This window comes from Labilibaculum antarcticum (assembly GCF_002356295.1).
In the GTDB taxonomy this organism is placed as follows: Bacteria; Bacteroidota; Bacteroidia; order Bacteroidales; family Marinifilaceae; genus Labilibaculum; species Labilibaculum antarcticum.
On record NZ_AP018042.1, the window covers coordinates 3,558,837 to 3,582,030 of the forward strand.

Below are 23,194 nucleotides of genomic sequence, written 5' to 3' on the forward strand. Positions count from 1 at the left end.
CATGGTAATCCCGAAAGCTTTCGGGACCATATGGAAAAAAAATAAAATTATAATCATATGAAATTGAAATTTTGTCTATCTGTACTACTTTTGGGCATTGCAATTAGTGTATTTGCCCAACCAAGTGCTTTAAAAGGATATAAATGGGAGGCAGTTGATGCCTTAAGCGATGAATTTAAAGAGTTTGATGATTCGAAATGGACCTATTCGTTGTGGAATTACCCACCTCCTAATATCATGATGGAAAGTCAAGCTTTTGTTGATGATGGAAAGCTTTGTATTAGAGCTGAAAAGCATACTGATTCCCTTAGGTGGATGAAAACTTGTCGAATCATGTCAAAAGTACAGATTGGCTATCCAATGTATACCGAATGCCGCATGAAAGCTGCTGATATCTCGGCTTACAATACCTATTGGCTGAACAATGGAAATTCTGAGAACAGAAATGAAATTGATATTTGCGAGAACAATGCGAATCCAACAAATCCGAAAACGAAACATGGAATTGCTGATTTCCCTTACGTAATGCAATCGAATATACATCATGCGGTCGATGGGGAAAATTTACGTAGTCCAAGTAATGCCTCCACGAAACTACTTTCGAAAAGAAATAAAAATAGAGGAAAGGATTTTAACGAAACATACCATACTCTTGGCCTTTACTGGGAGAATGACCGCAATTGTCATTGGTTTTTAGATGGAGAATATGTTGGTTTTTCTTCAGCCAAACGAAAATTTACTCGTGAGCTGAATATCATTTTTGATTTGTGGTCGAACTCTTGGGATGGATTCCCGACAAAGGAAAGTTTAGATGACGATTCGAGAAATACAATGTATGTTGATTGGATACATACTTACAAGCTTGTTCAAATTAAGTAACTCAAAAGAGGAAACAACCACTTGTTATAAAGGCTATTTTTAAACCTTATCTAAAGGTAATTTAAACAATTATCATGTGGTTATCGTTTAGTCTTTTCGCGTACAATACCCCCGGAATTTGAATTGTTATTCTGTTTACTCCTAAGTAAATTGATCTGACTCAAAGCAGTGTTGCTATTTAGTTTCATTATTAATAACTGACTAGTAGTGCGTTTTTACTGATGCTTAAGTCATCTCCTTTGTGAAACCCAGAGTAGTTTTCGTGCAATACAAAATACATTTAAAAGGTATGTACTTTGCATTGCTAGGTAGTTTGTTTATATTTGCTGTTACAGAATCATAATTGTCCTAAAATCAAAGCAAGAATATAGAAAAGAAGAGGGGCTGTGAAGTATTGAAACTTCAAATAAAAAAAAGCTCTGATGGGAGAATGTGATTTAACCCTTTCTATGGAAAGGACTAGTAAGCTGATTATAAAAAGATATCGATAAAATTTAATTTATCATGAACAAGAATATATCCAATGAGTACGATGTGATAATCATCGGAGGTGGGATCACCGGAACGGGTACCGCTAGAGATTGTGCGATGCGGGGACTAAGTGTTTTACTTGTAGAGCGTCATGATTTTGCCGTTGGGGCTACAGGACGAAATCATGGTTTGTTACATAGTGGTTCTCGATATGCTGTGACTGACCCTGAGTCTGCATCGGAGTGTATCAAAGAGAATAGGATTTTGCGACGTATTGCAAACCATTGTGTGGAAGAAAATGATGGATTATTCATCACTCTTCCGGAGGATGACATCGCTTTTCAATCTCAATTTGTAGATGCATGTAGCAGTGCCGGAATTGAAAATGAAATTATTGATCCTGCTTATGCTCGTCATATTGAACCTTCGGTTAATCCAAATTTAATTGGTGCTGTGAAGGTACCAGATGGATCTGTGGATCCTTTTCGCCTTACGATGTCGAATGCCCTGGACGCCAAAATTCATGGAGCTGTTCTCTTAACACGTCATGAGGTAAAAGGTATTGTGAAAGAGCAGGACCGGGCTATTGGTGTGGAGTTGTTCAATCATGAAACAAAACAAAACGTTAACTATTACGGCAAAATAATTGTGAATGCCGGAGGTATTTGGGGCCACCACATTGCGAAGCTTGCTGGTGTCAATATCAATATGTTTCCAGCGAAAGGTTCTTTGCTTATTTTTGGTCACCGTGTGAATAAAATGGTATTGAACAGATGTCGAAAGCCTGCTAATGCTGATATTCTGGTACCGGGAGATACAATTTGTCTGATTGGAACCACATCGGAACGTATTCCGTACGACCAAATTGATAATATGTTTGTATCCAGGCAGGATGTGGATGTGCTTATTCGTGAGGGAGTAAAGCTTTCTCCGGCATTGGCCACTACTCGTATTTTGCGTGCTTATGCAGGTGTACGTCCCTTGGTTGCTGCAGACGATGATCCAACCGGACGAAACATTAGCCGTGGAATTGTACTTCTGGATCATCAGAAGCGTGATGGACTTTCTGGCTTTATCACCATTACGGGTGGCAAGCTGATGACATATCGTTTGATGGCTGAAGAAGCTACTGATTTAATCTGCAAAAAACTGGCGGTTGATAAGCAATGCGAAACAGCAGATAAGGTTTTGCCAGGAGCCGAAAAGAGTGAAAATCCGCTAAGTATTGCTACGGAAAAAGTATATACAGGGGCTAACATCTCACAAAAATCGGCGAAAGATCGTCATGGAACTCTTGCAAAGAATATTTCCACTGGTGACGACTACGAAGATTCATTGGTTTGTGAGTGTGAAGGGGTATCAGTAGCCGAGGTAAAATATGCTATTAATGAATTGCACGTAAAAAATCTGAAGGACCTGCGACGCCGTACCCGTGTTGGTATGGGAACATGTCAGGGAGAATTATGTGCTTGCCGTGCGGCCGGACTCCTTTGCGAAGCTTCGGAAAAACCAGGTAAGGCAAAAGATGATTTGGCTAGATTTCTTCAGGAACGATGGAAGGGAATGTTGCCAATTACTTGGGGGGAAGGAATTAATGAGATTCAGTTTACTTCTTGGATTTACGAAGGCATATATGGTTTGGAACCAGATAACAATTAAGCGAGGATTACTATGAAATTCGATAACATTATTATAGGAGGTGGGTTGAGTGGACTCACATGCGGAATTAAACTGGCGGAGCAAGGGAAAAAATGTGCAATAGTTTCATCGGGACAGAGTGCAATTCATTTTTTTTCTGGTTCGTTCGACTTTCTTGGAAAGCTAAATGGACAAGAAGTGAAAAATCCGTTGGAAGCGATCAAAACATTGCCGGATTCACATCCATATCAGCGTGTTGGAGTTGAGAATATTGCACGTTTGGCCGTTGAAGCACCTTTGCTTTTAAATCGTGCCGGCTTATCGTTTTTGGGTAAGGCAGACCAAAATCATTTTGTGTTAACCCCAATGGGGATTATGAAACCAACATGGTTAACATTAGATGATTTTACGCGTTTTGAACAAAAAAACACCTTTCCTTGGAAGAAAGCAGTCATCCTAAATTTTAGTGGATTTCTTGATTTTCACACCTTGTTTGTTCAGGATGGACTTAAGAAATTTGACGTGGATTCGCAAGTTAAAAACTTTGCGATGAAGGAGTTTGAAGCAATTCGCCGCAATCCGAGTGAAATGCGTTCTACTAACATTGCGAAGGTATTCGATCAGGGAGAAGATGCTCTTAACGAATTTGCTGAAAAGGTAAATTTATTAAGTGAGGGGTTTGAAGTTGTAATTCTGCCGGCAGTATTTGGTTTGTTCAATAAAAACGTTGTCGCAAATCTAAAATCCAAGATAAATAAACCTCTGGTATTGCTTCCGGCCATACCTCCATCAGTTCCAGGTATACGAAGTCAGATATTTTTGCGAAAAAGATTTGAAGAGTTGGGTGGCACCTACTTTCTGGGCGATAATGTAGAAGAAGGTACTCTCGAGAATAATAGACTAGTTGCTATTCATACTAAGAACCATGGCGATATCAAGCTTGAGGCCGACCACTTTGTTTTGGCAAGTGGAAGCTTTTATAGCAAGGGGATTGTTGCAACTCGCGAGAAGTTATACGAACCTATTTTGGGGCTGGATATTGATGGTGATACAGATAATGAAAAATGGCTGGATGAGAAATTCTTTAACGATCAGCCATATATGCATTATGGGGTTAAAACCGACAGCCATTTCCGTGCATTAATAAACGGTCAGCCAATAGAAAATTTATATGTAGCAGGTTCGGTACTTGGAGGGGCAAATGCCCTTAAGGAAGGAAGTGGAGCCGGAATCAGTGTACTTACTTCGCTTCATGTAGCTGAGCAAATTTTAAAATAAGGGGACGATGAAAAAGGAAAAAATTGAACCAATCAATATAAGCGAGAATAATTTTGAACAGTGTGTGAAATGTACGATTTGTACTGTTTATTGTCCTGTTCTGGAGGTAAATCCAGATTATCCGGGACCTAAGCAGTCAGGTCCGGATGGAGAACGATTACGATTGAAGGATGAAAATTTTTACGATGAGTCATTGAAATTATGCCTCAACTGTAAACGTTGCGAAATTGCTTGTCCGCACGGAGTGAAAATTGGAGATATCATTCAGCTGGCACGTATCAAATACAGCAAGAAAAAGCCAAAAATCAGAGATATGATTTTGGCCAATACTGATATTGTAGGAACCATGGCGAGCACTTTTGCACCCATTGTTAATCCAATTGTAGCCTTAAAGCCTGTCCGGCGGATAATGGATACAGTGCTGAAAATAGATCATCACCGTATGTTTCCGGAATATACAGGGATGAGATTTGAAACATGGTACCGCAAATATGCTGAAAAGAAACAAACTGATTTCAAGAAACATGTAAGCTACTTTCATGGGTGTTATGTGAATTATAATTTTCCTCAATTGGGTAAAGACCTGATTAAAATTATGAATGCTGCCGGTTATGGTGTTCATCTTTTGGAAAAGGAAAAGTGTTGTGGTGTCGCTTTAATTTCTAATGGTTTGATTAAACAGGCTACGAAACAGGCAAAACACAATGTTGAAGCCTTTAAAAAATCTATCGTTGACAAAAACATGCCGGTAATATCGACCTCTTCAACATGTATCTTCACCATTCGTGATGAGTATCCGCATTTGTTGGGGGTGAAGAATGAGGAAATACGTGATGAAAGTGAATTGGCTACAAGATTCCTGTTTCGTTTAATCGATTCAGGAAAGTTAAAATTGGTTTTCAAAGAGAATTACAAGAAACGCATTGCTTATCATACACCATGCCACATGGAAAAGTTGGGTTGGTCTATTTATTCAACCACATTGCTTAAAATGATACCGGGAATCGATTTTATGTCTCTTGAATCAAGATGCTGTGGTATTGCGGGAACTTACGGATTTAAGAAAGAAAATTACGAAACTTCACAGGGAGTTGGGAAACCACTTTTCGATCAGATAGATGGCTCAAATGTCGATTTTGTAGCGACTGATTGTGAAACCTGTAAGTGGCAAATTGAGATGTCAACCACTAAAAAGGTTCAACATCCAATTTCTATCCTTGCCGAGGCATTGGATGTAGAAGCTACAATGAAACTATGGCAAGAGTAAATTGCTTACTCATATTAAGCAGGTTGCGATATATAAAGCCAGCATCCATACTGATATGCAACCCATCAATAGCACACTTACATAGTTGTGTGGGTACAAGATTTGATTGTACAGGGAGTAAAGTATAAGTGGAAGTTTTAAATTTTAGGGTGGTATGTCACAATTATTGGATGTCTAAAATCCTTTGATTGTGGCATTTTTATTTTTTGTCAAGTAAAGGAGAGTTCTCAATATTCTGGATAACCGGTAAAAGTTGGGCCTGAGATTTTATTTAGCTGTTTTTTAGCTGCAATTTTAAGTTCATGAATATGTGAAATCGCAATCTTTCGAGGATGTAGATTTGACATTGAGTCCGGAGATCGGGACCCGTATAGTGAAGAGAGCGTTAAGAACAAAAAGCTGTTTAAGCGTAGCGAGTTCTTTTTATTCACATTTAAATTTCATAAATAGGAGTTCATGATCTCACAAGTTCGGTAGTTTAGCAATCGAACTAGTAACGGGTGATTGAGGACGTTGTCAATGATTTTTTGTTTCGCTTTTTATCCTAGTACCGAACGAAGTGAGATCATGAATACCCGTTAAAATTATGAATGAATCAAAAATTAAAAGCCCGTCTGGCTAAAGGACAAGCAAAAAATAATCAGGTTCACTCCTTTTATTGAAAATTGGTAACATTCGAAACCATCCTAAAATCAAGCTTCGACGATCCATCTTTTGCTATTCCGACGCAAACGCGAATTGCTTTCCAAATGTTTTCTTTACCTGCGCCGGTACTTACTGCCACATTAATATCCCAGGGTGGCATTCGCTGTGCTCATTTACCCCGGGCTATTATCTTTGAGCCCTTCAGGCTCGAGAAAAAAATGATAACAAAGGGACGAATGTAAAATATTTCCCTTTTTGAGTGTATATTATTACTTTAAATAATGATTCGTAATTGCAAGTAATTTTTCTTTTTTTATTGGTTTTGAAATAAAATCGTTGCAACCTGCATGCGTGGCTTCATCGCGCTCTTGTATGGCTGTGTAAGCCGTTTGTGCAATAATGGGTACGTGTTGGCGAAACTGTCTAATTTCTTTAGTCGCATCGATACCGTTTATTCCAGGCATTTTTATATCCATTAGAATTAAATCAATATGGTCATTTATTTTGCAGATATCTATTGCTTCTTCTCCATTTTTTGCGTGAATGATTGTTAAGTTATCGTCAAATTCAGAAAGGATAATTTCCAGATACATAAAGTTAACTTCTTCGTCTTCAGCCACTAAAATGGTGTGGTGCCTTTCTTCATTTAAATTTAAACTTTGATTATTCGTATTCCTATTTTTATCATTTTTGGGTTTTACAGGTTGGTATGGAATACTTAAATAAAATGTTGCCCCTTTTCCTTTTTCGGATTCTAAAGTAATATTGCCACCAAGAAGTTTCGCATTTTCGTTGGCGATAGATAAGCCTAATCCTAAGCCTCCAACAATTTGAGACATTTCTTTATCTTCTTGCGAAAATCGTTCAAAAATAAGTTTTTGCTTTTCGGGATGTACTCCAATGCCAGTGTCTTTTACATAGATTAGTAGATTGTTGTTTTGTAACTTACAGCCCAATTCGATAGATCCATTATCTGTAAATTTCAACGCATTTTCCAGTATATTACTAACAATTCTGTTCAATTTATAGGGATCTGTGAGTAGAGTAATTTCAATATCCGAAAGATCATTTTTTAAATATAATGGCGTCTTATTCATTTTTGCCTTCGTCTCGAATATTGTAAATAATTCCGATAAGAAATTATTTAAACACAATTCCTCTATTTGAGCCCGAGCCTGTTTTGTTCCTAGTTCTGAAATTTCAAGAATGTCATCGATGATTCTAAGCAGTTGATTGCCACTGTTCTGAATTATCTCGTTGTAATATTGTCGTTTTGAATCTGTAATATTTGGCTCATTTAATAAATCTGAAAATCCGAGAATTCCATTCATTGGTGTTCGAATTTCATGTGACATATTATTAATGAATTCAGTTTTTAGTTGGTCACTTTCTTCTGCTTTTTCTTTTGCCTTTTTAAGTTCTATTTCATTTTTTATTTGATCTGTAATGTCGCGGAATTCTACTACCCGAACATTTCTTCCTTGATAGGGGATTTGGCGGGCTTCCAATCGAATGGGATATTCTTCACCATTTTTACGTATTCCAATACTTTGATATGGCTTTTCGTATTCGTTTAAGATTTTTTGGAGAACAAGATCACGCTGATGCTCTGCGATTAGCAACAGCCCGTTCATTCCAATGAGTTCTTCGGTAGAATATCCCGATATTTTTGCAAGACCTTGATTGCAATCTAAAATTATTCCTTTGTCGTGTATGGCAATTCCTCCAAAGGAAGCATCATGAAGAGCTTTAAATCTTGATTCGCTTTTCTCTATTTTTTCTATTACATCTCGTAGTTCTTCATTTTGAGATTGATATTCTTCATTCAGAACCAGGTATTCTTCATTTTGTTCCTGAAGAAGAATCTCAGCGTCTTTCTTATCGGTAATATCTTCCACGCTCGACCAGATAAAATCCTGATTGTCTTTTTTGATTAGTTTCCCCTGTAATCGAATAGGAATTAATTTTCCTGATTTGTGAATGTATTCTTTTTCGTAGGGTCCATAAGTTCCAATCTTATTTAGCGAATCCAATTGAAGTTCTTCTTGTTTTGCATATTTTTTCGGAGTAATATCCCAATAGCTTAATTTCAAAGTTTCTTCGATAGTGTAACCTATGATATTTGCATAAGCTTGATTAACAACAACGAGTTCTCCTGTAAGTTTAGTCAGAGCTAAACCAATAGGAGATTCATTAAAAAGCATTTGGGTGTAATTGTCATTTTGTATTGCATTTTCATTTGCAAGAAGCAGTTCGTTGTACTTTTCAGTTAATTCTTTCGATTGTTCTGCTATTAACTCTTCTTTTTTTTGCTTTGTACTTATTTCTGCAGTGAACCATTTTCTAATTAGAAGGGTGAAAATAATAATAGCCGTTATGAGATTCAATATTTTTGGAATAAACACAATGTGAGCTTGTGATAAATAATTAAAAATCTCAATAGGAAGTAGTTTGGAAAGGGATGTAAACCAGGCGCCAAAGTAAACGCTTTCAAAAAGTGTTCGGAAAGCATCTATGGACAAAACAATAAGAAGTAATTTCAATAATTTATCCGATTGATCGATCGTTTTTGTTTTCCTAATGTAAAAAAAAAGGATGTAAGACCATATTAGTATTAAAATCCAATAGGTAACTGGTGTAATTAATTTGAAAAAATCGTCCATACTATCTGTTTCTTGTTAAGAAAGGAGTTTGTATACTGTAAGATATTCATTTAAAATTGAGAAATGACAATAATTGTCAAAAAGCTTGTTCAACAGGAGTTAGTCGTAGTTTCTGATTTTAATTGGCCAATTTTTTTTGTGACTTAGTATGTGGTTGTTCGGCTGCAGATAATTGGGAACGTTTTGTTCATTAGGCATTGTCGAAATAGATGTTAATCTTACTAAATACCCTGTTGTAATTATCCTGTGAATTATTTAATTTTTAGCCTGTTTATTTTATAGTACAGTTCTAAAACACGCATCGTTTATCGTAAATTAGATCATGTCTAAAAGCTAGACCGGCCTATTTCTTCAAGTCCAGTGCCATATATAATACTCCTCATTCTTATGGAATAAAAGTCTTACATAATATAAGGAATAGAGGCAAGTTAAAATAAAGTTGTGGTGATGTTTTCTATATCGTCTTCCATATTTACCCCTTTTTAAGCAAGCTAAAAACATATACAAAAACTAGACAATCAGAATTGTTTCTGTGTTGTACATGCAGTAAATGGGTGTGTTCAGAAGAGAGGTGTCATATACACCCCTTATCAGGAGTATTTTCAACATTACGAAACGAATAAAATTGGTTAAAATTACAAGTATTCATAAAAGAGAGAAGTCTTGACACTAAATTTTGACCGATAATGAGAATAAATAGGCAAGTTATTCTAGCATTTTTTGTTTTGCTAATGATAGGTAAAGTGGTTTCTGCTCAGCAACCAAACGTTCTTTGGATTTTAACTGATGATCATCGCTACGATGCGATAAGATCCTTTAACAAAATGCTTACGGGAAATGAAATGAGTGAGCTCGGTTATGTGGAATCTCCTAATGTAGATCGTTTAACCAAGATGGGAACCACATTCATCAACACGTATTGTCAGGCTCAGGGATGTGCACCTTCCCGTACATCAATGCATATGGGAAGATATCCATTTCGTTCCGGCGTATATGAGTTTGAATATTATAATAATAAAGCAGAGCATTGTAAACCAACATTACCAGAACAGATGGCCGGTTTGGGATATCAAACATTGCGTATTGGTAAGTTGGGCGTACGGATTAAGACCATTGAGAATGGGAAAGTTAAACCTATAGATATTTACCAAAATAATATTGATTTTAAGACTTTAAGAAAAGAAGGTTTTACAGGTTGGGGAAAAGATAATTTCAGCGAATTCGATGGGAAAAAATTAGAGAAACCGATTAAAGGTTTAGAATTCTTTGTGACTCCTGAAGGTGAGTTCAAGTACACCTCCTTAGAGTTAGAAAGGCAAAGACCAGAATATGCAGGCATGACTGAAAAAATAATGAAAAAATACGACATGCTTCGCCATTACAATAAGAAAAAAGGGAAACAGATCGATAATGGAATGATTCTTTCAGGAGTAAGCTCGCAACCTGCAGGAAAAACAAGAGATGGTTATTATTCGTCAATTTTTATTGATTATTTGAATAATGAAAAGCAAGAGTTTACAGTTGGCTCTCAAAAAATACATGGAATTGATCCTTCAAAACCGCAATTCTTTTATATCGGTTATGATTTTCCACACACACCAGTATTGCCTCCTGCAGATTATCGGGCACGTTTCCAAAAACACAAATACAAAGTTCCGGCGTTCGATGAAAAAGAACTGAAAACAATGCCAGCTCAACTAAGAAAGCAAGTATCGCATGGGTATTCTGATCATTTTACCGATGAGGAAAAACAAAAAATGATTCAGGATTATTATGCTTTTTGTGCTTATGGAGATAATTTAATTGGTCAATCTGCTGATGCTTTTATTGAATACAGCGAAAAAAATAATAAAAAATGGATGATTGTCTATGTGAATGGAGATCATGGTTGGAAGTTGAATGATCACGGTTCAGTATCCAAATTTACACCTTGGGATATAGATGCTCACAATCCTATTGTTGTGGTTTCTTCTGATAAAAAATCATACCCAGCAGGAAAAGTAGTTAGAGATTACACTGAATTCGTTGATATTGCCCCAACCATTCTTGCAGCAGGAGGAGCCAAGCTTACCAATAAAGAGTTCAACTATTTAGATGGTTTCGATATGGCAAAGATTGCTTCAGGAAAAGCGACTAAAAGAGACTATGTGGTTGGCGAAAGCCATGCGGTAACAGGGCCTCGTGCATTTATTCGCACCAAAGAGTATGTGTTTTCAATGCAGACACGTCCAAATAAAGTTCGAGGTAAGGATATGGATTGGGCTTGCAATGCCAGTTATGAGGATTTAGATCCGGCATTGTATTACATGCCTTCGGATCCTCATGAGGTGAACAATCTTGCTTTTGATAAAAAATACGAAAAAATCGCTAAGGCTATGAAGAAGAAGCTTATAGGTATTGTACTTGGCGATAACCGTGTAGAAGTAAAATGGGGCAAAAAGGCCGATGGTACTGAAGTGTATCGCAGTAATTTTGCACCGGGCTCAAACGATCATAAGTTAGATTTAAAATAATTAGCCTGACTTCATCGAGATTGGTGTGGAAATCAAAATATATAGAAATAAAATAATGAAGAGTACATTTTTTTTAACAAGCATTTTGTTGCTGCTTTTTGCTTCTCAAAATTTGAGAGCGCAAGAACGAGAAACCGATTTCAATTTCGACTGGAAATTTACTTTGCTTGAGGATACAAAAATACCTGAGCAAATTCCAATGACAGATAACACTTGGCGTGATGTTAGATTACCACACGACTGGAGTGTAGAATTTTCATTTGATGAAAAAATGGAAGGTTGTACTGGTTATTTAGCCGGTGGAGTTGGTGTTTATCAAAAGCATTTTAAAACGCCTTCTGATAAAAATCAGAAAAGTACTTTCATTTTATTCGATGGAGTTTATAATAATGCAACTTTCTGGTTAAATGGAGAACGTTTGGGAGAGAATCCTTACGGTTATTCTCCTGTTTACTTTGATTTGACATCATTTTTAAAAGAAAATGGAGAAGAGAATGTTCTAACTGTTCATGTGGATCATTCTCGTTATGCGGATAGCCGTTGGTACACAGGAAGTGGTATCTATCGAAATGTGAAGTTGATAACTGTAGATAAATTGCATATTCCTATATGGGGAACTTTTGTTACAACACCACAGGTTACTGCGGATGAGGCGACAGTACAAGTGGAAACCAAAGTGGTAAACTCTCGAAAAGGAAATAGTAAATTCACTCTTTCAACTGACATTTTCGATGCAGAAGGAAAAGTTGTCGCTTCTGATATAAAGGAATTGAAGTTGTCGGCTGGTAAAGAAACCAAAATTTCACAGGCGATTTCTGTAATTCAGCCAAATTTATGGGATACAGAGACACCAAATATGTACAAAGCTGTGTCAAAGCTAATGGTGAACAACAAAGTAGTTGATAAATACACCACACCATTCGGGATTCGTAGTCTGCGATTTGATAAGGATCAGGGATTCTTTTTAAATGGAAAATCAACTTATGTGAAAGGGGTTTGCCTACACCACGATGGTGGTTTAGTAGGAGCAGCTGTACCAAAGGGTGTTTGGAAACGTCGTCTTGAAAAGTTGAAAGAAGCAGGTTGTAATGCCATCCGTACCTCGCACAATCCGTTCTCTGAGGAATTTCTTGATATATGCGATGAATTGGGATTTTTAGTTCAGAACGAAATCTTCGACGAGATGGATAATCCTAAGGATAAGCAGCACAATCTGAATGAACAAAGTGTGCAATACATCACACGGGGTTATACCGAACATTTTCAGAAATGGGGAGAAAGTGATTTGAAAAGAACCATTTTACGAGATCGAAATCACCCTTCAGTTTTTCAGTGGAGTATTGGAAATGAAATCGAATGGACATACCCAGGATACAAGCACGTGAGTGGTTTGTGGGATCCAGAAGTGAAAGGTGGATATTGGAATAAAATACCAGATTTAACAGCCGACGAAATGAAGGCTCGTTATAATGCATTGCCAGATCGAAAATATAAATTGGCCGAAACAGCTCAACGATTGGCTAAATGGGTAAAAGAAGTAGATACAACTCGTGCCGTTACAGCAAATCTGATTATTCCGGTGGCCAGTTGTGCTTCAGGTTATGCGGGTGCTTTAGATGTAGTTGGTTTTAGTTATCAGATTGCTCAGTACGATTGGTGCAAGAAGAACTACCCGGATATGATGTTTACAGGGAACGAGAATTCTGGTTTGTTAAGCGAGTGGCTTTCTATTATCGAGAATCCTATGGTGTTTAGCATGTATATGTGGACCGGTATCGACTATTTGGGTGAATCACAAGATAAATGGCCGCAGAAAGGTTGGGATGGCGACATGCTCGACTTTGCTGGCTTTGAAAAGCAGGGATGGAATTACTTTAAGAGTATTTGGGTGAATAAACCTCAGATCTCATTGGGAACATTACCTGTAGTCGATTCGGAATTCACAGTTGACGAATTGAGTGGAAAACCAGTTCCGAAATCTAATAAATCACTGCAATGGCGCAACAGCGAATCGAATATGCATTGGAACTATTCCGATGGTGAAATGGTTTTGGTGGAAGTTTGTTCAAATCTTCCTGTTGTTGAACTTTTCTTAAATGGAGTGTCTTTGGGTTGCAGAAGCTTGTCCGAATGCCCCGATCGTATTCTTCGTTGGGCTGTTCCCTATCAAGCAGGAACACTTACTGCAAAGGCAGGATTTGATGGCGCAAGAATCAAGGCAGAATTAAAATCAGCTTCAGCTCCTGTTGGTATTCGTTTAACAACGGATAAAACAACACTTTCGGCAGATGGCTATGATGTTGCTCATGTAATTGCTCAGCTAGTTGATAAAGATGGAAATGAAGTGAAGATATCTAATGAGAAGTTGACTTTTAGCTTGGATGGAGATGCCACAATTCTAGGTGTAGACAATGGATCAAACAAAAGTATTCAGGATTATCAGTCTAATGAATTGCTTACATCTCAAGGACGTGGTATGCTTTTAATACAATCATTAAAACAAAAAGGTAGTATTGTTATTAATGCTTCCGCAGATGGTTTAAAAAGCAATCGAATACAGATTGAAATAAAATAATTTGGAACTCAGAAATGTAAATTACAAACATTAATTTTTATAGCTATCATGAAAAATTTAATAACGATATGTTTGATATTCTTGACTTACAATTATTGTGTAGCCCAGAGAGTTGAAGAACCGAAAGATTCCTGGATTACCAAAAGTCTTGCAGATAAAGGCAAATTTATCTTGCAAACTAAAGATAGCGTTGTTTGGGGATGTGCTCCAATTTATGATGAGAAGGGAAAAGTTCATGTTTACTATTCAACTTGGGCGAAAAGTGGTCATTGGCTTACAAACAGTAAAATAGCACATGCTGTTGCTGATCATCCTGAAGGGCCATATAAAAAACTAGGCATAATTTTAGAAGGTCGCAAAGGATACTGGGATGCAAATACCATTCATAATCCAAATATCCAGAGAGTTGATGGGAAATATGTAATGCTTTACATTGGAAATGATACGCTAAAGCAAGATGACTGGAGAACGAGGGCAAAATCAGCAAATACGCAACGGGTAGGAATGGCCATAGCCGATTCTCCAAATGGTCCTTGGAAACGATTTGACAAACCGATTATTGAAGTTTCAAAAGACAGCATGGCTTGGGATGGATATTGTACCGTAAATCCATCTTTTATGAAACATCCTAATGGAGAATATTGGATTTATTATCGTTCTTGGGATAGACGCAATGACGATAGACGAAAAACGGGTGTCGCTATGGCAAAAAAACTAGAAGGACCTTATGTGAAATATGAGGGGAATCCAATAATAGACTTTCCAGAACGCGGCGGACAGACCGAAGATCCATACTTTTTTCACTACAAAAATAAGTTTCATTGTCTGATTAGAGATATGGGCCATTTCGATTGGTACAGCGGATTGTATCTGGAATCGGAAGATGGTTTGCATTGGGGCGAATATCAGCGTAGTCATCATAAAGGTTCACATTATTTTCCAGTTTCAGAAAAAGCCAGGTACGAAAGGGTACAAGTTCTTTGGAAGGATGGACAGCCAGAATATTTATTCAATGCAATTTTTAGAGAAGATGGATGTCATTCAGGAGCGGTGCTTCAAATCGATCAATCAAAATTAAAAGAATAGGCTAATCAAACTCTATATGAACATACACATTAAAAATATAAGAATACTTGCAGCTTTTTTAATGCTGATAATCAGCAGTTGTACCTCAACAAAGAGAAAGGGAGAAACGAATGCACCTATTATTAATCCCGATGCAATAAGTGTAGATGTCATCGTTCCAGAACATGGAATGGCCGATCCACATGCTTGGGTTCAAAACGATACGGTTTTCGTTATTTGTGGTCATGACGAGTCTTGGGAAGGAAAAGGTTCTTTTCGTATGGATCGTTGGGAAGTTTGGTCCTCTACCGATTTAAAGAATTGGGAGCACCACAGAGATATTCTTCCATCTCAAACCTATATTGGCGATCATCCCAATTGTTGGGCTGGTGATATCTGCGAAAGAAATGGGAAGTATTATTGGTTCTTTTCAAACCGAAATATCAATACAGGTGTTGTCGTAGCTGATAAAATTACAGGAGAATACAAAGATTTACTCGGAAAGCCTTTGTTGCCAAAAGGGATTGTTCCAGTACATCCTTACGATCCTGAGATTTATATTGAAAATGGAGAATATACGATTTGCTTTGGAGTGAATACTTATTACATGGCTACTTTGGCTGAAGATATGAAATCCTTAGTGACAGAGCCTAAAGCAATTTTAGTTAAAGATGAGAATGGCGAAGAGGTAAGCACAGACGATAAACCAACTTTGTTCAAGCGCAATGATTGGTATTATTTGGTATTTGGCAGTCGTTATGCAATGTCGAAGAATTTATATGGACCATACGATTTTAAAGGTGCTTTTTTATCTGGTGGACATACCAGCTTTTTCGATTGGCACGGGCAAAAATATGTACTTCAGGAAAATCATGACATTAGTGCATTCTACCGTGGGGCAAGTTTAAAACCAGTATTCTTTAATCAAGACGAAAGCATTTACATTCCTAAGTATGATAGGATGTATCCTGCACCAGGAAGGCCATTTGAATTTAAGAATAGCACCATGGGATGGAAAGCTGTGAATGGCACAAATCTAGTCTTTAAAGAAGGTATTCTTAGCGGAAATATCAAGCAAAAGAATGCGGTAATTCAAAGTGCACCTTGGTTATATACCGACACTCGAATCTGTTCTAAAGTAAGTTTTAAGATAAAGAACAATAGTGATGCGAAGGAATTAAAGTTTGCTATTTATACTCGAAACCAAGGTCATGAATTTTGGACTAAAGGCACCGAACCAATTGGCTGGAATAAGCAGCAATGGCTTACAATTCCAATTAGTTCTAACGATTCGGATTTTGTCACTTACTCAATCGATTTGTCTCAATTTAAAGAAGTAAATGAACGATTGATGCAAATTGCTTTGCAACCAGCAGCCGATACAAATTCAGGCTCTTGGGAAATTGATGAAATCATGATAAAATAGAATTCAAAAACTGTTGGCCTTTCTTAACTTTTCATGAATGAAAAAGCAGACTTATTTGTTAAGTTATAGAATACCCCCCTTTAAGCAATTCATTTATACCGAAAGTCTTTATTTCAGGTAAAATGTATAGTCGTGTTGAGGTTTTGTTCAGTTTTTGAATAGTATTAATGGAGATATTTCAAGATCATTAAACTTAACTTTAACTGATTCTTATTGCTACATAAGTTGAATGGGAGAATGATATAATTGAAAATTAGAACTACATATTCATGAAAAAGCTATTAAGTGTTTTCATTTTGCTCTGTTTGTTTGCTCAAATTAGTATTGCTCAAATTAAAACATGGCAATCGCCTAAAGAAAACAAAACAATTCAATGTGCACAATGGGAAGTAAATGATTTGGTGTATTCTGTTCAAGAAGATGTAGATAAGCCTTTCAATAAAGAAGTGTTTGCTATTGTAACAGGAGAAGAAGGGATGCAGAAAATTCCTTTGTTTTATGGTGGCGATCACAATTGGGTATTTCGTTATTCAAGTGCTAGCGTGGGTGCGAAGTCTTTTGTTCTTCAATCAGAAATTAAGGCTTTAAGTGGCAAAAAAGGAAAATTTCTGATTACTGAAAATACAAAACAAGACCGTCATGGTGGTATTGTTCTAAAAAAGGATAATCCACAACATCTGTTTTACGAAGATGGATCGCACTATTTCAATTTAGCTTTCGAATGTGATTGGTTATTTGCTTTGGATTATGGACAAGAAGAAATTAGCAAAACCAAGCATTTATTATCTCTGGTAAATAAATATAAATTTAATCAGATCGTAATGAATGTGTATTCGTACGATGTTTCGTGGCCAAAGGATAAAAGATTGGAACAATATCCAGAACATGAATATGGCAGTCGTGAAGATATTTTTCCATTTCTAGGATCCAATTCAGAACCAGACTTTAGCTCTTTAAATGTTGATTTCTTTAAACATTTCGATAAGGTAATCGCAGAAATGCACGACAAAGAAATTGTTAGTCATTTAATGATTTACGTCTGGAACAAATTGGAGAACTGGCCTGATATGGAATCGGAAGCCGATAACATGTATTACGATTATGTAGTTAAAAGGTATCAAGCATTCCCGAATATGGTTTGGGATGTCTCAAAAGAAGCATTGCATTACACAAGAGCCACAAAAGAATATATTTCAGAGCGTATTGAGCGAACTAGAAATTTGGATTCGTACAATAGATTGGTATCTGTTCACGATTATGGTTTTTGCAGAAATCACAAAGATCAAGTGGATTTTATCTCCATGCAAAACTGGCAACATACTTTGTATCAAAACATGCTAAATGCGCGCAAAGATTTCCCGAACAAACCCATTTTTAATATTGAGCATGGTGGATATGAGGAATCCCCATATGTTGTATTTCCTGGTGCTTATGATGATGCAGAAGCTTGTTTGAGAAGAAATTACATGTGCATTTTTGCTGGTGGATATTCTACGTATTACTGGCAAGGAGTATCGTGGAATGCAATCATTCACAATCCATTTGAACAGCCAGAAGATTTCAGTAAACCTCATTTTGAATATTTCAAACACATGAGATCTTTGTTTGATTCCGTTCATTTTGAAAATTGCGAACCACTTAGCAGATACAATACGGCTGGGTACAACCTAACCAACGAGAAGGATGGTATTGTTTTAGTTTATGCTCCAAAAGAAAACAATTGGGTAGGTGCAAATAAAATTATCTCAGATAAATTCAATCCTGAAAATGCTACCAAGCAGTGGTTTAATACACTTACCGGTGAATTTTCGGAAGAGGTGAAATATGTGAAAAAATCACTTGAGTTTTGGGATTGGAGACCGTGGAAAGGTGAAGCAGATGCAATCTTGATTATTAGAGGTTTAGAAAAGAAAAAGAAATGATAGAAGAATTTTAAGCTATTCGTGGTAAGAATTATTCGAATATTAAAAAATAAAAAATGCAAATTAAAATATACTTCTTGGTTTTGTGTTTGAGTGTAAATTTCACTCTTTTCGCTCAGGTAAATACTAATTCTAGTTATTCAACACCAGAAATTGATGCTAAAGTTGAAGCTTTGATGTCGGGCATGACCATGGATGAAAAGCTGGCACAAATCATGGGTACTCGTATTCGGGATATCATGGTAGACGGTAAAGTTTCACTCGAAAAATGTCGGGAACACATTCCTTATGGAATTGGGCATTTTTGTCAGTTTTCTTCAGGACAAGCACTTTCGCCAGAAGAATTGAGAGACTTGGTGAGAGAAATTCAGCATTATTTAATGACTGAGACAAGGCTGAAAATACCTGCTATTTTTCACGAAGAAGCGATAACCGGTTTTGCAACGCAAGGAGCAACAACTTTTCCTCAACAAATAGGAGTAGGTTGTACTTGGAATCCAGAATTGGTAGAGAAAAACACCAGTTCAACAGCGCAAAATATGCGTGCGGCTGGCGCTACTTTTGCTCTTTCTCCAATGCTCGATTTGAGCAGAACAGCTCATTGGAATCGGCATCAGGAAAGTTACGGCGAAGATGCATATTTAACTTCGAGAATGGGAGTTGCTTTTGTGCAAGGATTACAAGGAAACGATTTTAAGACAGGAGTAGCGGCAACCGTGAAACACTTTGCAGGATATGGTACCAAAAATAACAACTCAAAAATGTTGTATGAAGAGTATTTGATGCCGCATGAAGCTTGTTTTAAAATTGCAGGAGCAAAAAGTGTGATGCCATCTTATGGAGTTTACAAAGCATTACCCGTAGCAGCTAGTCCAACTATGTTGGATCAAATACTACGTAGAGATGCAGGTTTCGATGGCTTGGTTGTAAGTGATTATGGAGCCATTACAATGCTGTATAAAAAATATAAGGTAGCAAAAGACAGTACGATGGCTGCTGCTTTGGCTCTAAATGCAGGTATGGATATTGAATTATCATCGCCAAGCATGTTTCCGAAATTAAGAGAAGCTCTCAATCAAGGTTTGGTAACTGAAGAATTGATTGATGCAGCGGTGAAGCGTTCCTTAATCATGAAAGCCAAATTAGGGTTATTAGATAAGAATCCGATTATTGGAAAAGACGGAGCTTTGGATTTTGATCCTCCGGCATTTCGGAAATTGGCATACGAAACAGCTTGCCAATCTATTGTATTATTAGAAAATGATGGAATCCTTCCCTTAAAAAAGGAGGTTAAAAAGATTGCTTTGGTGGGACCTAATGCCGCAAATGTGTTTGGTTTGCTGGGAGACTATACTTATCAAGGAATGCGCTCTTTCTGGAAACAAACCACATTTGATGCCAATAATCCAAAACTAGTTACCGTAAAAGAAGGTCTTGAGAGCAGATTGGCTAAGGATGTTCAGATTAAACATGAACGTGGATGTGATTGGAGTGCTGCATTGGAAGCAAAAATTGACAAAGAGGGTTTTGGTGATAGCCGAATTGAAAAACTTAAGATGATGACCGTAAGCGGTCTTCCGCAACCCAATTTGAAAAATGCGATTAAGATTGCAGAGGAAAGTGATGTGATAATAGCTGTTATGGGTGAAAACCTATACCTAAATGGAGAGGGAAGATGGCGTAATGGCATCAAATTACCGGGAGAGCAAGAAGCTTTTGTTGAGCAGTTAATCGCAACAGGAAAACCTGTAGTTTTGGTCATGTTAGGTGGTCGTCAGCAAGTGATTAGTAAGTTTTCGGATCAATGTGCAGCTGTTGTTCAAGCTTGGTTCCCAGGGGAAGAAGGTGGTAATGCAATTGCTGATGTTCTTTTAGGAAATGTGAATCCATCCGGCAAGCTATGTGTTTCTTATCCGCGCACTGAAGAGAAAGTGGAAATTAACTATCAGGATGGCTACGAAAAGAAAGAATTGGTACAATATCCTTTTGGTTATGGACTCTCTTATACTCAATATGAGTACAGTAATATGAATATGAAATCTAAAGTTGACATTACTGATGAGCGTTTTTCTATTTCGTGTACAGTGAAAAATACTGGATCTGTTGATGGTACAGAAGTAGTTCAATTGTATGTGTCTCCAAAGAATACCAATTCTACCATGAAACCAATTTTATTGAAAGGTTTTCAAAGAGTTAATTTGAAAGCAGGAGAAGAAAAAGAAATAAGCTTTAAAGTTTCTCCACAACAATTGGTCGAATACAAAAAAAATCAATGGATCATTGAAGCGGGTAAGTATGAGTTTAAGCTTGGTGCTTCTTGTACAGATATACGTTTAAAAGATGAAATTGAAATATCAGGGGGAAATTTAATTCTTGAAAAAGGAAGAGACGTTTTCTTTTCAGATAATGAGTAGTTTTTGATGTTTGTATTCATATACCTACTGCCAAAATACTTTTTACAGCCTGAAGGGAATAATTATTTAATGTTAGTTTGTGTAAAGAACCACAAATTATAAATATTACATAAAATGAAGAATTATAAAAGCATTATCCTATTCGGGATAGTAACCAATTTACTTTTGTTGTTTTCAACTAGTTTGTCTGCACAAAAGAAAAATATTGTCATGCTTTTCGCTGATGATGCTGGATATCATGATTTTGGTTTCCAAGGAAGTAAAACATTTAAAACTCCAAATATTGATCAATTGGCATCAGAAGGAATGGTTTTTAATGAGGCTTATACAACAGCTGCGGTTTGCGGACCTTCAAGGGCTGGTTTATTGACCGGAATATATCAACAACGATATGGAATAGAGGAAAATAATGTGCCGGGTTATATGAGCGAATCATCTAAGCTTTTAGGGGATGAAATGGGCTTGCCCTTGCATTTAAAAACTGTTGCAGATTATCTACATCCTTTAGGATATCAATCCATAATTTTGGGTAAATGGCATTTGGGTGATGCAGATAAATATCATCCATTAAGCAGAGGTTTCGATGAGTTTTATGGATTCAGAGGTGGTGCTCGAAGCTTTTTCGCCATGAACCAAAAAGAGGCTTTTGAGAGACCAGAAAATAGATTGGAAAAAGGATTTGGGAATTTTGAAGAGCCTGAAAAATATTTGACCGATGAGATAGCAGATGAAGCATGTGACTTTATTGACCGAAATCAGAAAAAACCTTTTTTCATGTATGTTTCGTTTAATGCAGTGCATTCTCCTTTGGAATCAAAAAAGTCTGATTTGGATCAATTTGAAGGGTTAATAGGAAAGCGCAAGCAGCTTGCAGCCATGACTCTAGCAATGGATCGTGCATGCGGTATGATTCTCGATAAACTAAAAGAGCTTGGTTTGGAGGAAAATACATTGATTGTTTTTGCCAACGATAATGGCGGTCCTGATGGAACGTCTACTTGCAATTATCCTTTAAGCGGATGCAAGTCTAATTTTCTTGAAGGAGGAATTAGAGTTCCATGTATTATGAAATTACCAAATGTGATTAAGCCAGGTTCAGAATATACAAAAGCAGTTAGTATGCTGGATATGCTACCAACATTTGTGAATGCTGCTGCAGGAAATGCCTCTGAAATTAAAGGTTTGGATGGAGTGGATTTATTACCATATGTTACTGGCAAAAATATGGCAGCTCCGCACGAAATGCTGTTTTGGAAAAAAGAAAACAGAGGAGTCGTGCGACAAGGAGATTGGAAATTACTTCGTTTCCCAGATCGACCAGCAGAACTGTATAACATCGCCAAAGATATTACGGAAAGTAATAATCTGGCTTACAAGCATCCTGAGAAAGTACGCGAAATGTATAAGCTACTTTGGGAATGGGAAGGTGGATTAGAACGTCCGTTGTGGCAATTGAAGCGTATTTACGAAGTAAATGCAATGAAACGTATCGACGAGAAAAGAACGCCTGTTTTAGATAAATAGTCACCGTAAAAACAACGAATAATGAAGAGGATATTAGCAATTATAGTGTTTGTTATAAGTGTGACTGCAAGTTTTGCTCAACCCAGCTTTAAAAAAGGGAATGATCCTAAACCTGCTGATATAAAATGGGTAGCAGTCGAAGAATTATCTGATGAATTTGAGCACAAGAACATGGATGTCGACAAGTGGCAAATCAATCCCATTGGAAATGATTGGGGCTGGGATGGTCGACCGCCAGGATTATTCAGAGCTGAAAATGTATCCATTAAAAATGGAAAAATGTGTGTGACAGTTGGAAAACTAGATGCTCCTGTAACTAAAAACGGAAAAACCTTCACGCATCAAGGAGGAATTGTACGTTCGATAAAGCCTGGAAATGTAGGAATGTATTTCGAGTGTAAAATGAAAGCCAATGCTACGGTGATGTCGTCTACTTTTTGGTTGATGACCAAATACGATTGTGATAAAAAACTAGAAACGGACATTCAGGAATGTGTTGGGCGAACTACCGACAAAACGGATAAGTGGGCGCAAGGTTGGGACAGTATTTTTCATTCCAATGCCATTCACCGCTCAACACCATGTGTGGAAAAACTACAATTACAGAATGCGACAAAGCTGAAAGAGCCTAATTATTCACGTTATTTTATTTATGCTGCCTGGTGGAAATCGGCCGAAGAAATTCAGTTTTTCCTGGATGGAGAATACCAATATTCCATTAATCCGAAGGTGGAGTGGGATATGCCGGCATTTATTCACATGGCCATTGAAACCTACAGTTGGAATCCAATTCCTGATGATGGTGGCTTGGTGGAAAGTGGAACATGGGAACAACGCACTACGCAATACGAATGGATAAGAACATGGACCTTACAGTAATATCTTTATAGTTTTTGAACTAAAATGTAAGATGA

Annotated in this window: 14 protein-coding genes; 12 read left to right on the top strand and 2 right to left on the bottom strand. The window is 37.1% G+C overall.

Going from position 1 to position 23,194, the window contains the following annotated elements; translation table 11 throughout:
- Positions 1–57: 57 nt before the first annotated feature.
- From ALGA_RS14120 to glpC, 4 genes are all read left to right on the top strand, one after another.
- Positions 58–879: a family 16 glycosylhydrolase gene (locus tag ALGA_RS14120; RefSeq protein ID WP_096430066.1), complete on the top strand. Its 822-nt coding sequence runs from the start codon at positions 58–60 to the stop codon at positions 877–879.
- A gap of 504 nt (positions 880–1,383) precedes the next feature.
- Positions 1,384–3,009, top strand: a complete 1,626-nt coding sequence (gene glpA, locus ALGA_RS14125) for an anaerobic glycerol-3-phosphate dehydrogenase subunit A (protein WP_096430068.1) — start codon at positions 1,384–1,386, stop codon at positions 3,007–3,009.
- Between the two features lie 12 nt (positions 3,010–3,021).
- Positions 3,022–4,266 (top strand): glycerol-3-phosphate dehydrogenase subunit GlpB, encoded by a 1,245-nt coding sequence (gene glpB, locus ALGA_RS14130; RefSeq protein ID WP_096430070.1) that lies wholly within the window; start codon positions 3,022–3,024, stop codon positions 4,264–4,266.
- Between the two features lie 7 nt (positions 4,267–4,273).
- The gene (glpC, locus tag ALGA_RS14135) at positions 4,274–5,533 is read left to right on the top strand and encodes an anaerobic glycerol-3-phosphate dehydrogenase subunit GlpC (protein ID WP_096430072.1); all 1,260 of its coding nucleotides are present in this window, start codon (positions 4,274–4,276) and stop codon (positions 5,531–5,533) included.
- A 655-nt stretch (positions 5,534–6,188) separates the two neighbouring features.
- Here the strand turns inward: glpC and ALGA_RS23000 are convergent.
- Both ALGA_RS23000 and ALGA_RS14140 read right to left on the bottom strand, forming a co-directional pair.
- Positions 6,189–6,338 (bottom strand): hypothetical protein, encoded by a 150-nt coding sequence (locus ALGA_RS23000; RefSeq protein ID WP_153244855.1) that lies wholly within the window; start codon positions 6,336–6,338, stop codon positions 6,189–6,191.
- Positions 6,339–6,447: 109 nt separating this feature from the next.
- On the bottom strand, positions 6,448–8,841 hold the full coding sequence (locus ALGA_RS14140; RefSeq protein ID WP_096430074.1) for a hybrid sensor histidine kinase/response regulator: 2,394 nt from the start codon (positions 8,839–8,841) through the stop codon (positions 6,448–6,450).
- A gap of 686 nt (positions 8,842–9,527) precedes the next feature.
- Here ALGA_RS14140 and ALGA_RS14145 point away from each other — a divergent pair.
- The 8 genes from ALGA_RS14145 (at position 9,528) to ALGA_RS14180 (ending at position 23,159) form a co-directional block, all read left to right on the top strand.
- Positions 9,528–11,354, top strand: coding sequence for a sulfatase-like hydrolase/transferase (locus tag ALGA_RS14145; protein ID WP_096430076.1), 1,827 nt, complete (start codon positions 9,528–9,530; stop codon positions 11,352–11,354).
- 55 nt (positions 11,355–11,409) lie between these two features.
- Positions 11,410–13,929: a glycoside hydrolase family 2 TIM barrel-domain containing protein gene (locus ALGA_RS14150; protein WP_096430078.1), complete on the top strand. Its 2,520-nt coding sequence runs from the start codon at positions 11,410–11,412 to the stop codon at positions 13,927–13,929.
- A gap of 48 nt (positions 13,930–13,977) precedes the next feature.
- Entirely contained in the window at positions 13,978–15,015 is a 1,038-nt protein-coding gene (locus tag ALGA_RS14155) for a glycoside hydrolase family protein (protein WP_197705566.1), read from the top strand.
- A gap of 16 nt (positions 15,016–15,031) precedes the next feature.
- Positions 15,032–16,420: a family 43 glycosylhydrolase gene (locus ALGA_RS14160; RefSeq protein WP_096430080.1), complete on the top strand. Its 1,389-nt coding sequence runs from the start codon at positions 15,032–15,034 to the stop codon at positions 16,418–16,420.
- A 269-nt stretch (positions 16,421–16,689) separates the two neighbouring features.
- Positions 16,690–18,342 carry an apiosidase-like domain-containing protein gene (locus ALGA_RS14165; RefSeq protein WP_096430082.1) on the top strand — a complete coding sequence of 551 codons (1,653 nt, stop codon included), beginning with the start codon at positions 16,690–16,692 and terminating at the stop codon, positions 18,340–18,342.
- 56 nt (positions 18,343–18,398) lie between these two features.
- Entirely contained in the window at positions 18,399–20,756 is a 2,358-nt protein-coding gene (locus tag ALGA_RS14170) for a glycoside hydrolase family 3 N-terminal domain-containing protein (RefSeq protein WP_096430084.1), read from the top strand.
- Between the two features lie 114 nt (positions 20,757–20,870).
- A complete protein-coding gene (locus tag ALGA_RS14175; RefSeq protein ID WP_096430086.1) occupies positions 20,871–22,280 on the top strand; it encodes a sulfatase-like hydrolase/transferase in 1,410 nt (469 codons plus the stop codon).
- Between the two features lie 21 nt (positions 22,281–22,301).
- A complete protein-coding gene (locus ALGA_RS14180; protein WP_096430088.1) occupies positions 22,302–23,159 on the top strand; it encodes a LamG domain-containing protein in 858 nt (285 codons plus the stop codon).
- Positions 23,160–23,194 lie beyond the last annotated feature (35 nt).

Coding starts and splice junctions, on each gene's coding strand:
- ALGA_RS14120 (WP_096430066.1), top strand. CDS start 58: ATGAAATTGAAATTTTGTCTATCTGTACTACTTTTGGGCATTGCAATT.
- glpA (WP_096430068.1), top strand. CDS start 1,384: ATGAACAAGAATATATCCAATGAGTACGATGTGATAATCATCGGAGGT.
- glpB (WP_096430070.1), top strand. CDS start 3,022: ATGAAATTCGATAACATTATTATAGGAGGTGGGTTGAGTGGACTCACA.
- glpC (WP_096430072.1), top strand. CDS start 4,274: ATGAAAAAGGAAAAAATTGAACCAATCAATATAAGCGAGAATAATTTT.
- ALGA_RS23000 (WP_153244855.1), bottom strand. CDS start 6,338: ATGCCACCCTGGGATATTAATGTGGCAGTAAGTACCGGCGCAGGTAAA.
- ALGA_RS14140 (WP_096430074.1), bottom strand. CDS start 8,841: ATGGACGATTTTTTCAAATTAATTACACCAGTTACCTATTGGATTTTA.
- ALGA_RS14145 (WP_096430076.1), top strand. CDS start 9,528: ATGAGAATAAATAGGCAAGTTATTCTAGCATTTTTTGTTTTGCTAATG.
- ALGA_RS14150 (WP_096430078.1), top strand. CDS start 11,410: ATGAAGAGTACATTTTTTTTAACAAGCATTTTGTTGCTGCTTTTTGCT.
- ALGA_RS14155 (WP_197705566.1), top strand. CDS start 13,978: ATGAAAAATTTAATAACGATATGTTTGATATTCTTGACTTACAATTAT.
- ALGA_RS14160 (WP_096430080.1), top strand. CDS start 15,032: ATGAACATACACATTAAAAATATAAGAATACTTGCAGCTTTTTTAATG.
- ALGA_RS14165 (WP_096430082.1), top strand. CDS start 16,690: ATGAAAAAGCTATTAAGTGTTTTCATTTTGCTCTGTTTGTTTGCTCAA.
- ALGA_RS14170 (WP_096430084.1), top strand. CDS start 18,399: ATGCAAATTAAAATATACTTCTTGGTTTTGTGTTTGAGTGTAAATTTC.
- ALGA_RS14175 (WP_096430086.1), top strand. CDS start 20,871: ATGAAGAATTATAAAAGCATTATCCTATTCGGGATAGTAACCAATTTA.
- ALGA_RS14180 (WP_096430088.1), top strand. CDS start 22,302: ATGAAGAGGATATTAGCAATTATAGTGTTTGTTATAAGTGTGACTGCA.